This window comes from Psychroserpens damuponensis (assembly GCF_000826655.1).
In the GTDB taxonomy this organism is placed as follows: Bacteria; Bacteroidota; Bacteroidia; order Flavobacteriales; family Flavobacteriaceae; genus Psychroserpens; species Psychroserpens damuponensis.
Genome location: NZ_JXJO01000056.1, coordinates 1 through 2,307 on the forward strand (window position 1 = coordinate 1; position 2,307 = coordinate 2,307).

Here is a 2,307-nt window from a genome sequence, read left to right on the forward strand (position 1 = left end):
AATTCAAAACTAAACAAAACAAGCGGAACGAATTATACATCTGAAAAAAGCACTAAAAGCTAACAACGTGTATAATTCATTACGGCGGATTTTCCTTGCGGAAAATCCCTGCACTTTTGCTATCTTTGGTTATTAACTCGGAAAAATCTTGACGATTTTTCCGTAACGAAATCATACACAAGACCGTTGTGTGCAATTTGGCTACGTTACCAAGATTTGGTATATTTGAGTAAAATATAGCCAATATGGGAAAAAACACATCAATATCACTTGGAAATCATTTTGAGGATTTTATCAGAGAAGAAGTAAATTCTGGTAGATATGGTTCGGTTAGCGAAGTAATTCGTTCCGCATTACGTTTGTTAGAACGTGAAGAAAAAAAAGAAAGAGAACTTATTAAAGCTCTCGAAGTTGGAGAAAATAGCGGTTTTGTTGAAAATTTCGACCCAAAACAACATTTGAAAGAATTACATCGTAAACACTTATGAGTAAAAACAAATATCGCATAAGTCAACAAGCGATTGAGGATTTAGATAAAATTTGGATTTATACTCTTAACAAATGGTCTAAAGAACAGGCGGACAGATATTACGATTTAATAATGGCAGAAATTGACTTTATTGCGGATAACTATCTGATTGGAAAATCGGCTGAACAAACCCGAAAAAATTATCGCGTAACGAAAATTAAATCGCATCTGATTTTCTACAGAAAAGTTGAAAATGAAATTGTAGAAATCGTTAGAATTTTACATCAGAGAATGGATATTAAAAAACGACTGAAATAAAAAAACTGCACACAACACGGTGTATAATTAATTGCTTTTTTAGGCTTACTTGCGAAAATTCCTGCGGAATTTTCTCTGGTCCGTAAAAGTTTGCTAACTTAGCTACAGAACCACGCAACTAACCATACACAAGACCGTTGCCAGTAATAAAAGACAAACTTTGAGCAAAATAGAAATTGATTACCCACGAAATGAGTTTTTGAAAGAACTTAAAACTTATATTGAAGAAGGAAATAAGCTTTCTAAATCATTTCAGGCACGAATTCCAACTCAAATACAGCTCGAAAAATTAGAAAGAGAACTGAAATTCTGGAATGAAGAAGTACAAGAATTTTTGAAAATCCGACTGCATTCAATTATTTCAACAAATGAATATTTAAATGATTTTAAAAATGTAAATTTAGTTGATTGGAATCCTGCTATTAAAGCTTTAGCTGGACAACAAATAAATCAAACCCAAAGTAAGTATCAACATTTATTGACTTGTATTCAAAAAAAGAATGATGTTCTCGTTTTATTAGAAAGAAAATCAAAATTTATGGATGTTGTTGAGTATTATCAAGATATTGTAATTGAAAATCCAGAAATTAAAATGAAAGAAATATTTATTAGTCATTCCAGTTTAGACGCAAAATATGTTGAGAAAATAATTGACATTTTAGAAATAATAGGAGTTCCAAGTGAAAAAATATTCTGTTCATCATTTGAAGGTTATGGAGTAAGGTTAGGAAATGATTTTCTACAAGACATCAGAAAAAGATTGAACAGTCAAGTTTTAGTTGTTTTTGTATTATCCGAAAATTTTTATTCAAGTGTCGTTAGTCTATGTGAAATGGGTGCAACTTGGGTAAAAACTAATTCACATATTCCTGTTTTAATTCCACCATTTGACTACAAAGATGTAAAAGGTGTAATCCCGACAACAAACGGAATGAAAATAAACGAAAAACCAAAATACAACAGTCTGAAAACCATAGTTGAGGAATTTCTTGACCTTGAACCGATTAACAATTCAGTTTGGGAAAGAAAAAGAGACAACCTTCTTAAAGAATTAAAACTGTTATTGGAAAACACATCAAATTCAAATGAACAAGTTGCCAACACAAAAACAAAAAAATTAAAGGAAAATTTAAATCTATCATTTTATGATAATGTAGATGGCAAAATCAAAAGAAAAAGCGAAGAAGAATGGCCTGATGATTTTGAGATGCAACTTGACTATATTAATAGACACAAATCTGCTGTTCAAAAACTAAAAAACCATAACCCAATTGATATCGACGAAGATAAATTCAAAGTAATAAGAGAAAAAGGAAGAAGAGAATGGAAAGATGACTTTGAAATGCAATTGGATTACGTAAAACGCCAAGTTGAAAGCTTAAGAAGATTAAATGAACGATAAATTACTACTGGCAACAACGTGTATAATTCATTGCTAGTTATTGCCTACTTACGAAAGTCCTCGCGGACTTTCTATCTGTGATTTATTTTCTAACTTTAGTGCTTAAACACGCAACGAA

3 protein-coding genes are annotated in these 2,307 nt (G+C 31.0%); all 3 read left to right on the top strand.

Features of this window, described 5'->3' with window-relative positions; genetic code table 11:
* The first annotated feature begins 245 nt into the window (after positions 1-245).
* The 3 genes from TD29_RS17260 (at position 246) to TD29_RS17270 (ending at position 2,189) form a co-directional block, all read left to right on the top strand.
* Positions 246-488, top strand: coding sequence for a type II toxin-antitoxin system ParD family antitoxin (locus TD29_RS17260; RefSeq protein WP_028284019.1), 243 nt, complete (start codon positions 246-248; stop codon positions 486-488).
* The gene (locus TD29_RS17265; protein ID WP_040282730.1) at positions 485-787 is read left to right on the top strand and encodes a type II toxin-antitoxin system RelE/ParE family toxin; all 303 of its coding nucleotides are present in this window, start codon (positions 485-487) and stop codon (positions 785-787) included. Before TD29_RS17260 ends, TD29_RS17265 begins: the two co-directional genes overlap by 4 nt.
* Positions 788-947: 160 nt before the next feature.
* Positions 948-2,189, top strand: a complete 1,242-nt coding sequence (locus TD29_RS17270) for a toll/interleukin-1 receptor domain-containing protein (protein ID WP_040282732.1) — start codon at positions 948-950, stop codon at positions 2,187-2,189.
* Positions 2,190-2,307 lie beyond the last annotated feature (118 nt).

Excerpts from the sequence above, each read along its gene's own strand:
- TD29_RS17260 (WP_028284019.1), top strand. The coding sequence starts at position 246 with ATGGGAAAAAACACATCAATATCACTTGGAAATCATTTTGAGGATTTT.
- TD29_RS17265 (WP_040282730.1), top strand. The coding sequence starts at position 485 with ATGAGTAAAAACAAATATCGCATAAGTCAACAAGCGATTGAGGATTTA.